General features: G+C 38.8%; 13 protein-coding genes and 4 tRNA genes. 11 read left to right on the top strand and 6 right to left on the bottom strand.

What is annotated here, in order from left to right; genetic code table 11:
* Nucleotides 1–174: 174 nt before the first annotated feature.
* A complete protein-coding gene (locus AC2A07_RS17385; protein WP_484051427.1) occupies nucleotides 175–726 on the top strand; it encodes a ferritin in 552 nt (183 codons plus the stop codon).
* A gap of 201 nt (nucleotides 727–927) precedes the next feature.
* The gene (gene ychF / locus AC2A07_RS17380) at nucleotides 928–2,019 is read left to right on the top strand and encodes a redox-regulated ATPase YchF (RefSeq protein WP_484051426.1); all 1,092 of its coding nucleotides are present in this window, start codon (nucleotides 928–930) and stop codon (nucleotides 2,017–2,019) included.
* Between the two features lie 537 nt (nucleotides 2,020–2,556).
* On the opposite strand, the gene AC2A07_RS17375 is transcribed toward ychF, so the two are convergent.
* Nucleotides 2,557–3,705: a methionine aminotransferase gene (locus AC2A07_RS17375; RefSeq protein ID WP_484051425.1), complete on the bottom strand. Its 1,149-nt coding sequence runs from the start codon at nucleotides 3,703–3,705 to the stop codon at nucleotides 2,557–2,559.
* Between the two features lie 186 nt (nucleotides 3,706–3,891).
* On the opposite strand from AC2A07_RS17375, the gene AC2A07_RS17370 reads away from it, so the two are divergent.
* From AC2A07_RS17370 to AC2A07_RS17355, 4 genes are read left to right on the top strand one after another with little or no spacing between them, the layout of a single operon-like run.
* Nucleotides 3,892–5,772: a DNA topoisomerase IV subunit B gene (locus AC2A07_RS17370; protein ID WP_484051424.1), complete on the top strand. Its 1,881-nt coding sequence runs from the start codon at nucleotides 3,892–3,894 to the stop codon at nucleotides 5,770–5,772.
* A gap of 24 nt (nucleotides 5,773–5,796) precedes the next feature.
* On the top strand, nucleotides 5,797–6,273 hold the full coding sequence (locus AC2A07_RS17365; RefSeq protein ID WP_484051423.1) for a hypothetical protein: 477 nt from the start codon (nucleotides 5,797–5,799) through the stop codon (nucleotides 6,271–6,273).
* A 7-nt stretch (nucleotides 6,274–6,280) separates the two neighbouring features.
* Complete coding sequence (locus tag AC2A07_RS17360) at nucleotides 6,281–8,863, top strand: DNA gyrase/topoisomerase IV subunit A (protein WP_484051422.1); 2,583 nt, start codon at nucleotides 6,281–6,283, stop codon at nucleotides 8,861–8,863.
* Between the two features lie 11 nt (nucleotides 8,864–8,874).
* Nucleotides 8,875–9,537 carry a rhomboid family intramembrane serine protease gene (locus AC2A07_RS17355; protein ID WP_484051421.1) on the top strand — a complete coding sequence of 221 codons (663 nt, stop codon included), beginning with the start codon at nucleotides 8,875–8,877 and terminating at the stop codon, nucleotides 9,535–9,537.
* A 123-nt stretch (nucleotides 9,538–9,660) separates the two neighbouring features.
* Here AC2A07_RS17355 and AC2A07_RS17350 read toward each other — a convergent pair whose 3' ends face one another.
* Complete coding sequence (locus tag AC2A07_RS17350; protein ID WP_484051420.1) at nucleotides 9,661–12,162, bottom strand: pectate lyase family protein; 2,502 nt, start codon at nucleotides 12,160–12,162, stop codon at nucleotides 9,661–9,663.
* Nucleotides 12,163–12,404: 242 nt separating this feature from the next.
* Here AC2A07_RS17350 and AC2A07_RS17345 point away from each other — a divergent pair, with 242 nt between their 5' ends.
* The gene (locus tag AC2A07_RS17345; RefSeq protein ID WP_484051419.1) at nucleotides 12,405–13,202 is read left to right on the top strand and encodes a T9SS type A sorting domain-containing protein; all 798 of its coding nucleotides are present in this window, start codon (nucleotides 12,405–12,407) and stop codon (nucleotides 13,200–13,202) included.
* A gap of 56 nt (nucleotides 13,203–13,258) precedes the next feature.
* Here the strand turns inward: AC2A07_RS17345 and prmC are convergent, their stop codons facing one another.
* Genes prmC through AC2A07_RS17325 form a run of 4 tightly spaced genes read right to left on the bottom strand, consistent with a single transcriptional unit; the run spans nucleotide 13,259 to nucleotide 16,241 of the window.
* Nucleotides 13,259–14,110: a peptide chain release factor N(5)-glutamine methyltransferase gene (gene prmC, locus AC2A07_RS17340; protein ID WP_484051418.1), complete on the bottom strand. Its 852-nt coding sequence runs from the start codon at nucleotides 14,108–14,110 to the stop codon at nucleotides 13,259–13,261.
* Entirely contained in the window at nucleotides 14,110–14,868 is a 759-nt protein-coding gene (yaaA, locus tag AC2A07_RS17335; protein ID WP_484051417.1) for a peroxide stress protein YaaA, read from the bottom strand. Before yaaA ends, prmC begins: the two co-directional genes overlap by 1 nt.
* A gap of 45 nt (nucleotides 14,869–14,913) precedes the next feature.
* Nucleotides 14,914–15,615 carry a lysostaphin resistance A-like protein gene (locus tag AC2A07_RS17330; RefSeq protein WP_484051416.1) on the bottom strand — a complete coding sequence of 234 codons (702 nt, stop codon included), beginning with the start codon at nucleotides 15,613–15,615 and terminating at the stop codon, nucleotides 14,914–14,916.
* Nucleotides 15,616–15,629: 14 nt separating this feature from the next.
* The gene (locus AC2A07_RS17325; RefSeq protein WP_484051415.1) at nucleotides 15,630–16,241 is read right to left on the bottom strand and encodes an L-threonylcarbamoyladenylate synthase; all 612 of its coding nucleotides are present in this window, start codon (nucleotides 16,239–16,241) and stop codon (nucleotides 15,630–15,632) included.
* A 100-nt stretch (nucleotides 16,242–16,341) separates the two neighbouring features.
* Here AC2A07_RS17325 and AC2A07_RS17320 point away from each other — a divergent pair.
* From AC2A07_RS17320 to AC2A07_RS17305, 4 genes are all read left to right on the top strand, one after another.
* Nucleotides 16,342–16,414, top strand: a tRNA-Met gene (locus AC2A07_RS17320).
* 39 nt (nucleotides 16,415–16,453) lie between these two features.
* Nucleotides 16,454–16,526 (top strand) — tRNA-Met (locus tag AC2A07_RS17315).
* Nucleotides 16,527–16,565: 39 nt separating this feature from the next.
* Nucleotides 16,566–16,638 (top strand) — tRNA-Met (locus AC2A07_RS17310).
* A gap of 39 nt (nucleotides 16,639–16,677) precedes the next feature.
* Nucleotides 16,678–16,753, top strand: a tRNA-Met gene (locus AC2A07_RS17305).
* Nucleotide 16,754 lies beyond the last annotated feature (1 nt).

Genomic DNA, 16,754 nt, shown 5'->3' with positions numbered 1-16,754 from the left:
TCTTTCCCTACTTTTCAGACAGTCTTTTTTTAGATTTAGACTTACTATAAATTATTTAATTAAATCAATGATTGACAGTGGATTATAAATGAACGGAAATCATTTATGAAGGGCGGCATCCTATCGGAATCATTTTTGTATCCTTTTAGTCACAAAACTTATAAATATACAATTATGAATACCAACAGACTTTCACCAAGACTTGAACAGGCACTCAGTGACCAGATGAATACAGAAGATTTGCAGTCAAGAGTTTATTTCTCTTACGGAATCTGGGCAGCTGACAAAGGATATGGTGGAATTTCAAATTTTCTTTTCCGTCACGCTCAGGAAGAAAGAGATCATGCCGTGAAATTTATGCAGTATGTACTTAACAGAGGAGGAAAACCTAAAATTACTGAACTGCCTTCTCCCGGACAGGAGCCAACAAGCCTTACCGACTGTTTTGATCTAGTTTTCAAACATGAGGTAGACAACACAACAGCCATCTACAATTTGGTAAATATTGCGTTTGAAGAAAAAGACTGGGCTTCTTGGAATTTTCTTCAGTGGTTCGTAAAAGAACAGATCGAGGAAGAAACTTTTGCTATGAATTTAATTGATAAATTAAAAATTGCAGGAGGAGACAGAGCCAGTGATGAATCACTGTTCAGTCTTGATAAAACACTGGAAACACTTCCTGATGATGCCGAGCAGGCTCAGGATGCCACAGGAGCAAATCCATAAGAACACAACGATAAATCATTATTTCTAAAAATCTGTCAATTCATTGGCAGATTTTTTTATTATGAAAATCACCCTAAAATCACTATCTTTGCACACCTTTATTTTTACATGCATTGAAGCTATATGCCAATTGCAGAAAGCTAAGGTGAAATATGAAACCGTAAGGTGGCATAACACTATAAATTAAAATAAAATTTCGTTATGAAATGTGGAATCGTAGGCTTACCCAATGTAGGTAAATCAACTCTTTTTAACTGCCTTAGCAATGCTAAAGCGCAATCAGCCAATTATCCTTTCTGTACGATTGAGCCTAATTTAGGAACAGTTTCAGTACCGGATCAGAGATTATTTGAGCTTGAAAAACTGGTAAATCCCGAAAGAGTTTTACCTGCAGTAGTTGAGATCGTTGATATTGCCGGATTGGTGAAGGGAGCGAGCAAAGGGGAAGGACTGGGGAATCAGTTTCTTGCCAACATCAGGGAGTGTGAAGCGATCATCCATGTGTTAAGATGTTTTGAAAACGGAAATATCATTCACGTTGAAGGTACGGTAGATCCGATGAGAGATAAAGAAATTATCGACATCGAGCTTCAGTTAAAAGATTTGGAAACGGTTGGTAAAGCAGTTGAAAAAGCAAAAAAATTCATCAAATCAGGTAAGAAGGAAGATATCCTTACTTACGAAACGCTTCATAATCTTGAGAAATTCATCGAAGACGGTAAAAATGCAAGAGAATTTCCTATGGATGATTTTGCTGCTTCAGTAATCGCTGATGTACAGCTGTTGACCAATAAACCGGTTCTTTACGTTTGTAATGTAGATGAAAATTCTATTAAAAACGGAAATGAATGGATTGCCAGAATCGAAGAAATGGCTCAGAAAGAAAATGCTGAAGTTGTAGTTCTGGCTGCTCAGATCGAAGCGGATATCAATGAACTGGATACTTTCGAAGAAAGAGAAATTTTTCTTGAAGAACTAGGTTTAACTGAACCGGGGGTAAACCGTCTGATCAGAAAAGCATACGATTTATTAAAACTTCAGACGTATTTTACCGCAGGAGTAAAAGAAGTAAGAGCCTGGACGATCGGACAGGGATGGACTGCTCCACAGGCAGCGGGAGTTATTCATACTGATTTTGAAAAAGGATTCATCCGTGCAGAGGTAATCAAATACAATGATTATGTAAATTACGGAACTGAAGCCAAAGTAAAGGAGGCCGGAAAGCTTTCTGTTGAAGGAAAAGAATACATCGTACAGGACGGTGATATTATGCACTTCAGATTTAATGTTTAAAAGTATTAAAAGTTAGTTATAGTATTTTAAAGAGCGCTTCCATGAATTTGGGAGCGTTTTTGCTTTTTAAAAATTATTTTAGTTTAAACCTGTAAGAATGCATTGGTTTTTTTATTCTTTGGAAATATTTAGAAAATACTTCTTGAGACAGTTTTTTGAATGATATTGATGGAGCAGACGCATTCCTATAGACGGAGTAAATCTCTGGATTAATAAAAAAGTTTTTGATAGAAACGGATTAATCTGCTTGTAAATGGCTGATAAAAAAGTTTGAGTGATAGAGTGGTTGATTAATAAAACAAGGTAACTTATAAAACGGTAACTGAGGCTCTCAAATATTGGCCTGGATTCTCGAATGTTCGCTGACACTCTTTAATAGTGGCTAAGGTCTTAGAGAATTCCTGAAACTCCAAAATTTATCCTGAGGCTCCCGAAGGCTACTGAATGGCGTTTGCTCTCAAAAGCGCGGCCGAGGCTCTCAAAGGGTGGCTGAGGCTCTCGAAAGGGTGGCTGAGGCTCTCGAAGCCCCCCTCTTTTCTATACCCTCCCCAAATTCTCAATCGCTTTTTCCAGCGTTTCCTGTTTCTTCGCAAAACAGAGCCTGATCACATTTTCATTCAGTTTATTTTTATAAAAAGATGAAAACGGAACGCTCGCCACCTTATGTTGAACGGTCAGTTCTTTTGCGAAGTCAAAATCACTTTTATCTGATATTTTATCATATTTCAAAGCCTGGAAGTAGGTGCCTTCACAATCCAGCAGTTCAAAATTGGTCTGTGCGAGACCATTGCGTATAAAGTCTCTTTTTTCCTGAAAAAACTGGTTCAGCTGAAGATAATGTTCATTATTTTTCATGTATTCACCTAAGGCCAGCTGAATAGGTGTATTGACGGAGAAAACATTGAACTGATGTATCTTCCTGAATTCGTCAGTCAGTGCTTTTGGTGCTGCACAATACCCGATTTTCCAGCCGGTAACATGAAATAGTTTTCCGAAGGAAGCGATTAGAAGACTTCTTTCTTTCAGTTCGGGATACTTACAGATGCTCAGGTGTTCTTTTCCGTCAAAAACGATGTTTTCATATACTTCATCACTTAAGATCAGGATGGATGTATCTTTTACGATTTTAATCAGTTCCTGGATATCATTTTCCTTTAAAATCCTTCCTGAAGGATTATTAGGATTATTAAGAATGATCATTTTTGTCTTTTCAGAGACTAAATTTTTTACCTTATTCCAGTTGATTTCATAATCCGGGGCTCTCATCTCAAAACGCTTGACAATACCACCGAAAAGTTCAACAGTAGGCTCATAGCAGTCATAAGCAGGTTCAAAAATAATTACTTCATCATCTTTTTTGATGAAGGTGGCAATGGTTGTGAAAATAGCCTGCGTCCCTCCTGCAGTTACGGTGATCTCTGTATCCGGATGATATACTGCCTGATGGCTGTTCTCTATCTTTCCGGCAATTTCTTCTTTCAGGGGCATCATTCCGGCCATAGGAGCGTATTGATTGAATCCTTTCTGAATAAAATGATCCACAAGATCAAGCAGTCCGGAGTCGGGCATGAAGTCAGGAAATCCCTGTGACAGGTTAATTGCTTCATTTTCATTGGCCAGTTGCGTCATCTGGCTGAATATGGTTGTCCCGACATTGGAAAGTTTAGAAAGAGGGAGATGTATCATGAATGAGATTTTTTACTGACATCGAATTTAGTGTATTTTTTGAAACCGGATCGTATATCTGTTGCTGAAGCATTCAATTTATTATCATCAAATGATGTTTTGATTAAAAATAAGAATAAAAACGGTGGTAAATATTCGGATATTTTTGTTCAATTTCGTATTTTTGTATGTTTGCTTAATTAATCTATGTCACAAGAAATACAACCTATCTATTCCGAAGATAATATCAGAACCCTCGATTGGCAGGAGCATATCCGTTTACGGCCCGGTATGTACATCGGGAAGCTGGGCGATGGCTCATCTGCAGATGATGGTATCTATATTTTACTGAAAGAAATTTTGGACAACTCGATTGATGAGTTCAGAATGAAATCAGGTAAAAGAATTGAAATAAAAGTCGATGACGGAAAGGTTACTATCCGTGATTTTGGTCGTGGAATTCCTTTAGGTAAAGTGGTTGATGCGGTTTCAAAAATGAATACCGGGGGTAAATACGACAGCAAAGCTTTTAAAAAGTCAGTCGGTCTGAACGGAGTTGGAACCAAGGCAGTGAATGCCCTTTCAGATTATTTTCGCGTTCGCTCATTCCGTGAAGGAAAAATGAAGATGGCTGAATTTTCCAGAGGACTGATTACCGAAGACCATACCGAGAAAGATACCTCCGACAGAAACGGAACGGAGATCTCTTTTGTTCCTGACGCAGATATTTTTCTAAACTTTAAATTCAGAAAAGAGTATATCGCAAGAATGCTCCGTAATTATTCTTATCTGAATCCCGGACTGAAAATCCTTTTCAACGGTGAAACATTTTTTTCCGAAAACGGTCTTAAAGACTTATTGGAAGAAGAGCTTGAAAGCGATGTACTGTACCCGATTGTTCATTTAAGAGATAATGATATTGAACTGGCAGTCACCCATACCGATAAATCACAGACAGAAACTTATTTTTCCTTCGTTAACGGTCAGAATACAACCCAGGGAGGGACGCATCTTAACGCTTTCCGTGAAGCGTATGTAAAAACGATCCGTGAATTCTTTAATAAAAACTTTGACGCATCTGATATCCGCAAGTCTATCGTTGCTGCAATTTCCATCAACGTGGAAGAGCCTGTTTTTGAATCTCAGACGAAAACAAAACTGGGATCCAATGATATGGGACCAAACGGACCTACGGTAAGAATTTTTATTATTGATTTTCTTAAAAGCAAGCTGGATAATTTCCTGCACAAGAATCCTGAGATCGCAGAGGCAATTCAGAGAAAAATATTGATCTCTGAAAGAGAAAGAAAAGAGCTTTCCGGAATTCAGAAATTAGCCAGAGAGAGAGCGAAGAAAGTGTCGCTTCACAATAAGAAACTTCGTGACTGCAGACAGCATTACAATGATCAGAAAGCAGAACGAAAAGCAGAAACACAGATTTTTATTACTGAAGGAGACTCCGCATCAGGATCCATTACAAAGTCCAGGGATGTAGAAACCCAGGCTGTATTTTCTTTAAAAGGGAAGCCGTTGAACTGTTACGGTCTTACCAAAAAAGTGGTTTATGAAAATGAAGAATTTAACCTTCTGCAGGCTGCACTGAATATTGAGGAGAGCCTTGAAGATTTAAGATACAATCAGGTTATTATTGCGACCGATGCCGATGTTGACGGAATGCACATCAGGCTGCTGATGATTACTTTTTTCCTGCAGTTTTTCCCTGATGTCATTAAAAACGGTCACCTGTATATCCTTCAGACCCCGCTGTTCAGAGTGAGAAATAAGAAGGAAACGAGATATTGCTATTCTGAAGTGGAAAGAGTAAAGGCGTTGAATGAATTGGGAAAAAACCCGGAGATAACCCGATTTAAAGGTCTGGGAGAAATTTCTCCTGATGAGTTCAAGAATTTCATTGGAAAAGATATCCGTTTAGAGCCTGTCGTGCTCGGAAAAGATCAGACAATTGAGCAGCTGTTAGAATTTTACATGGGTAAAAATACGCCTGATCGCCAGGTTTTTATTCTTGAAAACCTGGTCGTTGAAGATTCCAATATTAATGACAAAGAAATTTTAACTGAAGTAGAATAACCAATAACCGATACACCAATCCAAATGAGAATAAGTAACCGACGTAAAGTTCCTGTCTATCATTTTTTCAGTATTGTACTATTAATAATGATATTGGTTGGAATTGGAGCTTTTTTACTGGAGGAATATAAGTTTAATATTTTAGGACTGGAAAGCTACCTTCTGCTTGTTTTTCCGTTCCTTCTATTGATTTTTTTTATCCTTCACGGAAGGCAGATTTTTGAATATGACAGTGACGGAGAAGCCATCCATTTTAGAAACAGAAGTATTATACCATTTTTTACCAGGCCTCTGAGTGATGAGTTTCCGAAATATAAGCTTATCAGTTATGAAGTTGTTACCTTATTTTTTGTAAAGAGATTATACCTTACCGTTTCAAGCAAAAACAGTGGTTCTACTTTACTGAAATATGAAATCTCTTATTTAACAAGAAAAGAAATCGGAAATTTGAAGTTTTCACTCAATAAAGTGATAGAAACAAATAAAGAAAGAAGACACTAAGAAAATAATGATAGAAGAAAATTCTCACGAAGGCGAAAGCTTAAAAAAAGTATCAGGACTGTACAAAGACTGGTTTCTGGATTATGCATCTTATGTAATTTTAGATAGAGCCATCCCTTCTGTTTATGATGGTTTCAAGCCTGTTCAGCGGAGGATTATGCACTCCATGCGTGAACTTGAAGACGGCAGGTACAACAAGGTTGCCAATATCGTAGGAAATACGATGAAATACCATCCTCATGGTGATGCTTCGATCACTGATGCAATGGTCGGAATAGGGCAGAGAGAACTGTTGATTGATACGCAGGGGAACTGGGGAAATATTTACACGGGAGATTCAGCTGCTGCCGCAAGATATATTGAAGCAAGATTAACACCTTTTGCTCTGGAGGTGGTTTTCAATCCCAAAACAACAGTCTGGGCAAAATCTTATGACGGCAGAAATAATGAACCGGTAGATTTGCCTGTTAAATTCCCGTTGCTCCTTGCACAGGGGGTTGAAGGAATCGGAGTGGGGCTTTCTACAAAAATTCTTCCGCATAATTTCAATGAACTCATTAATGCTTCTGTAGCTCACCTGAAAGGTAAAAAATTTGAAATTTACCCTGATTTTCTGACAGCAGGTTTTCTGGACGTTTCGGAGTATAACGACGGTCACAGAGGCGGAAAAGTAAGAGCAAGGGCAAAAATTTCTCAGGTCGACAAACATACCCTGATGATTTCCGAGCTTCCTTTTTCCAAAAATACCGGTGATCTGATTGATTCAATTATCAAAGCCAACGAGAAGGGAAAAATTAAGATCAAAAAAATTGAAGACAATACCTCGGATAAAGTAGAAATCCTGATCTATCTTCATAACGAAGTTTCACCCGATAAGACGATTGATGCACTTTATGCATTTACCGACTGTCAGGTAACCATCTCACCTAATGCCTGTGTCATTGTGGGTGATAAACCCATGTTCCTGAACGTTTCGGAGATTCTGAGAATGAATACCGATCATACGGTTTCACTCCTGAAAAAAGAACTGGAAATTGAACTCAATGAGCTGCAGGAAAGCTGGCATTTTTCTTCACTGGAAAGAATTTTTATAGAAAACAGGATCTACCACGATATTGAAGAGGTGAAAAGCTGGGAAGATGTTCTGACAACCATTGCCGACGGGCTCAGACCACATACTGCACATCTTTTAAGAGAAGTGACAGAAGAAGACATTCTGAGGCTTACTGAGATCAGGATCAAAAGAATTTCGAGATTCGATTTAGATAAATTTAAAGAAAATATTGCTGCACTCGAAGGAAAGATTGAGCAGGTAAGACATCATTTAGGCAATCTGATTGCTTATGCGATTGATTATTATCTTAATATCCAGAAAAAATACGGTAAGGGAAGAGAACGTAAAACCGAACTGAGAATTTTTGATACCATCGATGCCTCAAAAGTTGCCGTAGCCAATGAAAAATTCTATGCTAATTTCGAAGAAGGTTTTGTAGGAACTTCGCTGAAAAAAGACCAGTTTTTATTTGACTGTTCTGATATTGACGATATCATTACTTTCAGAAAAGACGGAAGCATGAAAGTCGTTAAGGTAGAAGCCAAAACGTTCATCGGAAAAGATATTCTGCATGTTGCCATCTGGAAGAAAAACGATAAACGGACGGTTTACAACATGATCTACCGTGAAGGCATGCAGGGCCCTTATTATATGAAACGCTTCTCGGTAACCGGTGTGACCAGAAATACCGACTACCGCCTGGCATCAGATGCAAAAGGTTCCGAGACTCTTTACTTTTCAGCAAATCCTAATGGTGAAGCTGAAACGGTAACCGTTCTGCTGAAACCTAATCCAAGGATCAGGAAAAATAAAATGGATATTGATTTCTCTGAAATAGGAATCAAAGGCCGTGATTCCAAAGGAAATCTGGTCACCAAATATTCAGTCAAAAAAGTAGATTTAAAAGAGGAAGGTGTTTCTACATTGGCTCCCCGTAAAATCTGGTTTGATGATACGGTCAGAAGGCTGAATGCTGATGTAAGAGGAACCTTGCTCGGCAGTTTTAAAGGAGATGATAAAATTTTAACCGTTAATTCCCAGGGGGAGGCAAAACTGATCAGTTTTGATCTTGGAAACCGCTTTGATGATGAGTATATTATCCTTGAAAAGTGGAGACCGCAACAGCCAATTACCTGTATCTATTATGACGGGGAAAAAGATATTTATTTTATCAAAAGGTTCCTGCTGGAAAATACAACCAATCCGCAGACCTTTATGCCGGCTGAACATCCTAAATCCTTTATTGAGAGAATTTTGGTTTCCAACGGAACGACGGCAGAAATTATTTTCGCAAAAGACAAAGGGAAAGAACGCGATCCTGAAACGGTTAATATCGACGAATTTATTGCTATTAAAGGAATCAGGGCAATTGGAAATCAGTTTACAAAATTTAAAGTAAAAACAATCAATATCACTGTTCCGGAACCTGAAGAGGAAGAACCGGAGGAGTATGAAGAACCGGACTTTACTCCTTCTGCAGATGATGATGGAGGTACCATCGGGGATCTGTTTGAAGAGGGGAGTCCTGAAAACTAAGAAAGAAAAATATGAATATTGTAATACTCATCATTGCCATCACCTGCATCATTAGCTATCTGGCGTTAAATGATATCAGGATTTTTGAAAAATATAAATTCAATGTAGGAGCAGTTCTTCACCGTAAAGAATACATAAGGCTTTTATCAGCCGGTTTTCTGCATGCAGATTTCATGCATCTGATCTTGAATATGTATGTTCTTTATATGTTCAGTCCGGCTGTAATCTACGATTTTGGAGTGGTTGGTTTTCTGATTATCTATTTTGCATCCATCCTGCTGGGGAATTTATTTTCTCTGTTCATTTATAAGGCGCAAAGCTGGTATTCTGCAATTGGTGCCAGCGGTGGCGTTGCAGGAATTATTTTCGCAAGCGTTTCTTTGGATCCTGTCAATATGAAAATCGGAATTATCTTCCTGCCTCCGGAATTGAGTATTCCAGGATATATTTTCGGTCTTCTGTATTTCGGATACTCTGTTTACAGTATGCTGAAACCCAGAAGCAATGATAACATAGGCCATGCAGCGCATTTGGGCGGTGCGTTTTTTGGATTATTATATTCAGTTGCAGTTTTTCCTGAAGTGGCATTGAGCAATGCTTTATTCCTGGGTATCATGTCTCTTCCGCTCCTGTACCTGTCCTATGAAATATTTGTCAGAAAAAGAATAGGGTAAGACTTAACGATTACAAAAAAGACCAATGAATTAATTCATTGGTCTTTTTTTATCAACTTTCAGGTTTACAGAAATGCCGTGTTAATATGAAGTGCCTCCTGATGAACATAAAAGCTTTTCCCGTTAGTTTTTAATGATTTTTTGATGAAAGATTCCTTTGTCGGTTTTGATCTGCAGGTAGTATACTCCGTTGATCAGGCCGCTCATATCAATCTTTGACCTGTTCTCTTTCATTAATCTTACTGCCTGTCCTGCCGCGTTTATCACCAATATTTCGTGTATTACACGATTATCCGGATTTGAAACAGTAAGAACTGAATGCACGGGGTTAGGATATCCACTGAAGATGCCGGCTGATGTATTCTCCTGTGTTCCCAGAGTTGCTGATGCAGCAAATACAGTTTTGATATAGAACAGGTTGGCTACACTTCCTTTGGAAATAGTATGTGCTCCCGCAGCAATATTAGGTATGGTTATGATGCCTGCTGATGCAGTATAATTGGTGTTGTCAAACTTTACAGTTCCGGTAAATGTCGGATCGAGAACCAGCGTTAAAGTAGAAGCCTGTAATGTAGTGTACGCAATCGATGTAGCTGACTCCAATTTTAGACGTTTTGTAAAAGCGATCCCGTCGTAGGTGGCAGATCCGTCGGTAGAGTTGATATTGGCAGAGGTAAATGTGTAGAATGTACTGTTCAGAGCTGATGTTGTAAAATTATGAACTTCATTGCCCTGTGGAACTCCCGGTGCAATTACGCTGATGCTTCCTGTTCCTGATACGGATGTTCCTGTTGGGCCTGCCGTAGTAACTGTAAAGCTTACATCATCCGTAGGATTTCCTGAAACAGTCACAGTTTTGTTGGCTGTGTTTTTTACAAAGCTTACTCCTGAAGCAGGGAGTCCTGTTATGGTAACATCAGTTGCCGTTCCGCCCCAGGTAAATACCATCGGTGTCATGGCTGTTGCAGATATCAGGGTCTGATCATTATTTGATGGAATGGTTAAAGTCTGGGAACTGGCAACAGGAGATGAGATTCCCTGTACCGAAACCAGCTGGGATGTGTAATTTTGCAATAAAGCCATTAATCCGGTATTCACCGATGAGCTTGTGTCATCACCTGCATTACTGAATGTCCAGCTGATATCACCGCCGGAAACCCTTCCTGAATATTGCATTGTTTTATCTCTTGCCTGTACCGGAGTATCGATTACTAAAGAATTAATATAAAAAGCAGGGTTTGTATCAAAATTATTGTAAGCAGCACTTCCCTGAACGGCAGTAATGCTGTTGCTTATAACTTCATTTCTGTTGGCTGCAACGTATGCATCAAACTGGGTCAAGGCAGATGTTCCGTACGGTATAAAAGCTGTCTGACCTGTCATGTAATTATTGTGAGCTTTGATCATCCCTCCGTTTTCATTGGAAAAAGTTCCCGGAGATCCTCCCGCAATATCAGTTCCCTGCTTAGAGATTAACATGGGGTATTTGCAGTTTCTGAAATAATTTCCCTCAACAAAAATTGATGATCCTAAGGTAGATCCTACACCGTATTTAGAGTTTCCGTCATAATAATTGTTATACACATGGGCGGAAAAATAGCGTACCCGAGGGTGTCTTGAATCTGAATGATCAAACCAGTTGTGGTGATAAGTGATATAAAGATCCGTCGTTGTTCCTTCACTCAGACCCAGAAGGCAGCTTTTCCCGTTATCCCAGAAATGATTGTACGAAAAGGTAACATAGGTTGATTTTTTTGAATCCAGTGCACCGTCTCCCTTTGCCTGATCTGCATCCGATCCGGGAGCGCCGTAAAACAGATCATTGTGATGTGCCCATATATAGGTATTGTCCTGCTGAAGACTGAGGTTGTCGCCTTCAGAAGCATCAGTCAGCATGAATCCCAGATTACGGACTTCAATATTGGTGGCAGATTTTATACGTACCCCCCATCCGTTGACCAGGGCGTCAGATCCGACGCCTTCAAAAGTGATCGAACTTGCTGCAATTTTTTTGTTTTCGATAACGATATCTCCATTCAGCAAATAATTAGGATCGGTGATATTGCCAATCAGTCTAACTGCCAGAGGACGGGTGTCAAGACCTTTCTTGAAGCCGTCCAGAATAGTCTGTAAACCTACACAGGGATTGGCATTAGCACCTGTGACATTCATAGATACCGTGTTTTTTGTGTCCTGAGTGATGTACAGCACCACTGCATTTGCCTTAAGAGTACCATCGGGATTGTATGCACCGGGTATTCTTCCGTTGCTGTGGGCAAAACCTGTTCTGTCATGCGCTGTTACGGTAACCGGTGCAGATATGGTTGCAGGTCCTTCAGTATTTCCTGTGACAGGAACTACTTTAATGGTATAGATACCAGGGCTTAATCCTAAAACATCAGCCCTGTAATAAGAACCGTAATTTCTGATCAGCTGGGTATCTATTATCTTGTCTGTGAAATTTCCTCCCGAATAATACACTTTATAGCTGTCGGCACCACTTACCGGTGTCCATTTGATGTATGCAGATTCCATCCATCCTGTTGTCTGAGTGATGGCAATACTTTGTGCCTGAAGGTTTATAAGACCCATAAACACTGCAAAAATGAATATTAGTTTTTTCATAAAATTAACGATTATTAAAATTTGATAGTAGATTTTTGTTATGTAATCGATTGCACATAAATATAGTAATATTTTTAAATTTGCAAAATTTGTTGTAAAATAATGATCATTCGATGGTGTAATTTAGGTAATTCTTATTTTTTTAAAATTTCTCTTGCGTATATTGAAATTAGATATATCTTTATGCAATCGATTGCGTTCACATTTTATTTATAAACTATTAACATTAAAAATTTTTAATCATGAAAAAAACATTCATCTTATCCATGATTTCCGGACTTTTCTTTATGAGTCTTTTCAGAGCACAGAGTAAAACCTGGGATTTTGGTAACAGCGCGACCTGGGCTGTTTCTGCAGGGTATGCTGTAGATACTTTGCTTGATAATTTAGCAATGATCCCGGGATCAAATGTCTCAAATCTTGCTGCTGTAGAAGCCAACAGTGCTACATTTCCAGACGGATACACAGCAACAAAACGTTTTAAACTCAATGGAGGAAGCTGGGATACCGGAGCAACCTCTTTTGTGATGCCAGTTAAAAGATATGTCTATTTTGCAGTAACCGGAGCCTGCACGGTAAAAGTATGGTTTAAGACAGGTGGTTCAGGCATCAGAACTTTATATGTAACCAACGGTACAAGTGTTATAGGTTCGCTGGGAAGTGCAAGTTCTTCGGATGCCCTGATCCTGACTGCCAATTATACCGGTGGAGCAGGTAATATCTATATTGGAGCGGATCAGGCAACAAATATTTATAAGATTGAAGTTTCAAATTCCATTGGCACAACTACACTTGTTACTTTATCTGCACAAAATACATTGAAAAAGGCTGAAGCGAAAGTTTATACAAAAGGAAATACAATTTTTGTATCCGGCCTGAATAACCAGAGTACTGAAATAAAAGTATATACGGCAGCCGGCAACCTTGTGAAAACATTGAGATCTTCGGCAGAAGTGGATTTTAATTTAAAAAGCGGCTTCTATATTGTTCACCTGAAGTCTTCAGCAGGTGAAAAATCAGTTAAGGTTACGCTTCAGTAAAAAAAATATAAAAAGCTGCATGAAATTTCATGCAGCTCTTTTTTACTTTTGTATGTTTATTTTATTCCAAATATGAAGCGGTCATTTCCGGACAGGTCTTTCAGCAGTTCAACTTCCGAAAAATCATTTTTGTACAGCTGTAAAGTCTCTGAACCCAATTTCTGGTTGATCTCCAAAAACAGAAGTCCGTTCTTATTCAGATGTTTTTTTGAATCTCCGGCAATTTTTTTATAAAAAATCAATGCGTCTGAAGTGGGTGAAAAAAGTGCCATTTCCGGCTCAAATCCTTTTACGGAATCTGAAATTTCTATTTTTTCATCAATTCCGATATAGGGAGGATTTGAGATGATGACATCATAGTCTTCTTCCAGCTCAAGATTAAGATAATCAGCGTGAATCAGACGTATATCAAGCTTATTGAATTCTGCGTTTTTTTTGGCAACCTCAAGAGCTTTTTCTGAAAAATCAACAGAGCTGACAGTGGCATCCGGAAAATATTTCTTTAAAATAAGGGGAATTATACCGCTTCCTGTTCCAATATCCAAAATCTTTAAACCATCAATACCTGATCCGGAGGATTGAATCTTTTCAATGGCCAATTCCAGTAATTCCTCTGTTTCGGGACGGGGAATCAATACATTTTCATTCACGAAAAACGGCATTCCGTAAAATTCAGTTTCTCCCAAAATATGCTGATATGGTTTTCCTGTTTTCAGCTCTGAAATGATATGCAGCAGCTGATTTTCCTGATCTGCTGTCAATTCATTTTGAGATGACAGCCTCTGCTGCACCTGACTGAACCCTGAAATTTTCTCTAAAAAGACCGGGAAGATAAAGTCGGTTTCAGAATCGGTATATATTGACGAGAGTTCAATTCTGAAGTGATTTTTAAAGGCTTTGATAGTCATTATCTTGTGAAAACCAGTTTAGTATCCGTCGATTTTTCTTCATCTATCCTGTAGCCTTCATAGTTGAAAGCTTTGACATCATTAAGTGTTTTTGCATTCTTTTCTGCACAGAATCGCACAACAAGCCCTCTTGCATGTTTTGTATAAACGACGATAGTTTTCAGCTTTCCTTCTCTTAATTCATAGAATTCAAAATCAATGATCTTATGGTTAAGTTTTTTTCTGTCAATTACTTTTCCATATTCATTGCTGGCGAGATGGAGAAGGATTTCATTCTTTTTCATTTCGGCATTCAGCTGTTCGGTTACTTTCTCAGTCCAGTAAGAATACAGGTTTTTGTACCCGTCAAATTCAAATGGCCTTCCCATTTCCAACCGGTAGAGCATCACCTTATCAGAAGGACGAAGCAATCCGTACAGTCCTGAAAGGATTCTGTGATTTTTCTGTAAATAATCAACAGCATTTTTATCTAAGGTCTTTACATCAAGGCCTCTGTATACTTCTCCTGTAAAAGCAAAAAGGGCAGGAGCAGATTCTTTAACCGTAGGTTTTGATTTCCATTTCTGATTTCTTTCCCAGTTTTCATCCGCCAGTTTGGGAGAAATTTCCATCAGTTCTGAAAGATATTTGGGGGATTTATGTTTTAAAAAAGAATGTATATGTTCTGCATCATCAATGAATTTCGGACTGGTTCTTCGCAAAAGATCGGTCGTATTTTCGATGTTCATTAATTTAGCAGGGGATGTTATAAGTTTCATATGTAAATTTATGTTTTTAGAGATCCGGATAAGAAAAATATTTATTTAAAAAGCTGACAACTGTTTCAGATCCAGCAGATTCATCAGCATCAGAGAGACAAAATCAAAAAGGAAATGACAGATGATCAGGATCTTAATATTAGAATACAGCTTGTAAAATAAGGCAAATACAATTCCTATAAAAAAAGGAACCACTACCTGGCCAACGGTGCCATAGGTACTGTGAAGAATCCCGAATAATAATGCAGAGATCACAATCCCTGAAAAAGGACTGTTGTATATTTTTTCAATCCTTGGCTGGATGTAGGCGCGCATCAGCAATTCTTCTGTTACTCCGGCGGTGAGGCAGGTGAAAATAATCAGAAAATAATTGTTTTTAAACAGAGTGCTGAGCTGTACCAGTTTGTCACTTATTTTTTCCTGGGTTACCATCATAATAACGGCATTCAGAAAAGCTCCGCCTACGGCACAGATCAGATAAAGAATGATGATGGCACCAATGTAAAAGCCTGCTGAATATTTTTTATCTTCCCATGCAAAAAAAGACCGGTTTTCTATAAAAAAGTTGTAAGCTAAAATTAATGCTAAAACTGCCCAGAGGGACAGTCTGTTATAGAAAAAAAGCTCTGATGTTAAGACTTTAAAATTGAAAAAGTAATTGATTACAGGAATCGAATAAAGCATAGACAGAGCAAGCAGCACAAAAGTAAGCAGGATGCCCACACTGTATTTTCCGTTGAGACTCATAGGATAAACTGCTTCTAAATTTCTCCTTTTCCCTGTCTGATCAGTTCCGGCTCACCAGAGGTAAGATCAACAATAGTTGAGGCAATATTATCACCATATCCTGAATCAATCACTATATCGACAAGATGGTCATATTTTTCTGCAATGAGTTCCGGATCTGTGGAGTATTCTATAATCTCATCATCATCTTTAATCGACGTTGATGCGATAGGGTGTCCCAGTTTTTCAACAATCAGCTGCGGAATCGGATGATCCGGGACACGGATACCGATGGTTTTATGATTTTTATAAGCCAGAGGCAGGCTTTTATTGGCTTCCAGAATAAACGTAAAAGGTCCGGGAAGATGGCTCTTTAAAAATCTGAAAACCGAAGTGTCAACCGGTCTTGTAAAATCTGAAAGGTGGCTGAGATCATTACAGATAATTGAGAATTTGGCTTTTTCCAGTTTCTGTTTTTTGATCTGGGCAAGTTTTTCCATGGCTCTGATATCGAAAATATTGCAGCCTAAAGCGTACACCGTATCGGAAGGGTAGATGATCAATCCACCATTATTAAGGGTTTTAATGACCTCATTAATAAGGTTTTCCTGAGGATTATCTGGGTAAATTCTTAATATCTTTGCCATAGAACAAAGATACAAATATTTAAATTATTTCATGAAAGTGGTGTATTTAAAAGAAAAAGTAGCATTATTGAAATATATTCGTATATTTGCAGTCCAATAACGCGGGATGGAGCAGTAGGTAGCTCGTCGGGCTCATAACCCGAAGGTCATCGGTTCGAGTCCGGTTCCCGCTACTAAGTTAAGTGCTTTCGGTAAGCACTCTAAAGATACACCGCGGGATGGAGCAGTAGGTAGCTCGTCGGGCTCATAACCCGAAGGTCATCGGTTCGAGTCCGGTTCCCGCTACTAAGTTAAGTGCCTTCGGCAGGCACTCTAAAAATACACCGCGGGATGGAGCAGTAGGTAGCTCGTCGGGCTCATAACCCGAAGGTCATCGGTTCGAGTCCGGTTCCCGCTACTAAGTTAAGTGCTTTCGGTAAGCACTCTAAAGATACGCCGCGGGATGGAGCAGTAGGTAGCTCGTCGGGCTCATAACCCGAAGGTCATCGGTTCGAGTCCGGTTCCCGCTACCAA

The organism is Chryseobacterium sp. HNCC26DJ238, from assembly GCF_057180465.1.
The sequence above is the reverse complement of the archived record's forward strand: the minus strand, read 5'-3'. Positions and strand labels throughout refer to the sequence as shown.